General features: G+C 67.9%; 3 protein-coding genes and 1 pseudogene. 2 read left to right on the top strand and 2 right to left on the bottom strand.

Annotation, left to right across the window (positions count from 1 at the left end):
* Window positions 1-159, top strand: a pseudogene (locus G3N99_RS39880) (acetyltransferase); the annotation flags it as partial.
* 65 nt (window positions 160-224) lie between these two features.
* Here G3N99_RS39880 and G3N99_RS39875 read toward each other — a convergent pair.
* Both G3N99_RS39875 and G3N99_RS39870 read right to left on the bottom strand, forming a co-directional pair.
* The gene (locus G3N99_RS39875) at window positions 225-677 is read right to left on the bottom strand and encodes a nuclear transport factor 2 family protein (RefSeq protein ID WP_174989468.1); all 453 of its coding nucleotides are present in this window, start codon (window positions 675-677) and stop codon (window positions 225-227) included.
* Window positions 678-690: 13 nt separating this feature from the next.
* The gene (locus tag G3N99_RS39870) at window positions 691-1,170 is read right to left on the bottom strand and encodes an SRPBCC domain-containing protein (protein ID WP_206125149.1); all 480 of its coding nucleotides are present in this window, start codon (window positions 1,168-1,170) and stop codon (window positions 691-693) included.
* A 279-nt stretch (window positions 1,171-1,449) separates the two neighbouring features.
* Here G3N99_RS39870 and G3N99_RS42270 point away from each other — a divergent pair.
* Window positions 1,450-1,650: deoxyribodipyrimidine photo-lyase (locus G3N99_RS42270; RefSeq protein ID WP_241012086.1), on the top strand; the 201-nt coding region annotated here is incomplete at its 3' end.

The raw sequence follows: 1,650 nt of genomic DNA, 5'->3' as shown, positions 1-1,650 counted from the left end.
GTGCGCGTGCCCGATGGCCGGCCGCTCGGCGCCGACGAATTCTGTCGCGGCTTTCCGACCGGCGGCGGGCGCAAGCGAGCGGGCGGCATCAACCATCTGCCGGAAACCGAGTTCGACGCGTTTGCCGAGCGATTCGAGGCTGCGTTCAGGCTCGATTGATCGATGCGGCGCTCCGGGATGCGTGCGCCGTGCAGCCTACGCACGGCGCGCGCATCGCGGATGGATCAACCGGTCGCGCCCGCAAGCACGGCCGGCACGTTGTGACCGTAGCAGCGCTCCTCGACGCGCTCTGCGATGCGCCAGCCCGGTGCGGTGCGCACGAACCGGTCGACGTACCACAGCCCGAGAAACATCACCTGCGTGCTGCCGTCCGGCAGCGCGACTTCCATCGGATTGAAGCAGATCGTGCGGCCGCGAGCGGTATCGCCGTCGAGCCGGATCGACAGGTTGCCGACCATGTGCTGGTACTGCGGAAACTGCGGCAGCACGGTGCGCAGCCACGCCTTCACCTCCGGATAACGGCCGGCGATGCCGCCCATCGCGCGATAGTCGATCGCGGCATCCGGTGTGAACACCGCGTCGAGCGCGTCGAAGTCGCGCGTGTCGATCGCGCTCGAATACGCGACGATCAGCTCGCGGATGTCGTGATGGTCGGACAGTGTTTGCAGATCGGGCATCGGCGGCTCCCGGTCACGCGCCGTTGCGCCGGCGCGCCGCATGGAGCGCTTCGGCGCGCTGCTTCACGTCGCGTGCGCACTGGTCGAAGCCCTGTTTCACCCACCCGCCGTGGTTCTGCATGATCGTGTCCGCGTTGACGCCGAGGAACTGGTCGGTCGTGAAATAGCGGCAGCGCTCCGCGCCGGTCGCATCGATGTACTGGTCGCGGCGCGCGGCGTCCTTGTTGTCGTCGGTCGGGCGCTGCTCCCACGACAGCAGGCGTTCGGGTTCGTACGCGACGAGGATCTCGCTGACGGGAATCACGGTCTCCGTGCCCGGGATGCGCACCTGCATGTGCACGAAATCGCCGAGCTTGCCGGTCGTTTCGAAGCCGACGCAGAACGTGTTCCATTCGCCGTAGCGCGGGAAGTCGGTCAGCACTTCCCAGACGACGGAGGCCGGTGCGTCGATGTCGACGGTGATCGAGGTAACGAGATTCGAGGGTTTGGTCATGGCGGTGTATCGGATGAAACCGCGCGTACCCGGGTGGCGGGAAGCGTCGCGGCGGTCGGAAGGAGCCGCGCCGGCATCGGTCGGCGCGTGTGACGGGTGCGGATCGGGACCTGCGGGGCGTTCGCGGCCCGCACGTGCCGCGCAACGCGGCGCACCCGACATCGAGCGTAGGCTCGCGCACGCGGCGAAGAATCGTCGGAATGGACTAAGGCGTTTCACCGGGGCCGCAGGGTGGTGCGATAGCCGTGACGGTCAGCGGCATGGGGGCGCTGGCGTGTCATGCGCGCCGAACGTCGACACCACGCAGCGCAGCCGCGACAATACGTGTCTCTTTCCGCTTTCGTCATCGAGGTGCCCGTGCCTGCCAAGTCGTCTGTTGCTCCCGCGATCGTCTGGTTCCGCGACGATCTGCGCGTGACCGACCAGCCCGCGCTGACGCGCGCGGTGGAATCGGGCCGGCCGCTCGTGTGCGTATTCGTG

Source organism: Burkholderia sp. Ac-20392 (assembly GCF_017104585.1).
In the GTDB taxonomy this organism is placed as follows: domain Bacteria; phylum Pseudomonadota; class Gammaproteobacteria; order Burkholderiales; family Burkholderiaceae; genus Burkholderia; species Burkholderia lata.
The sequence above is the reverse complement of the archived record's forward strand: the minus strand, read 5'-3'. Positions and strand labels throughout refer to the sequence as shown.

Excerpts from the sequence above, each read along its gene's own strand:
- G3N99_RS39875 (WP_174989468.1), bottom strand. The coding sequence starts at position 677 with ATGCCCGATCTGCAAACACTGTCCGACCATCACGACATCCGCGAGCTG.
- G3N99_RS39870 (WP_206125149.1), bottom strand. The coding sequence starts at position 1,170 with ATGACCAAACCCTCGAATCTCGTTACCTCGATCACCGTCGACATCGAC.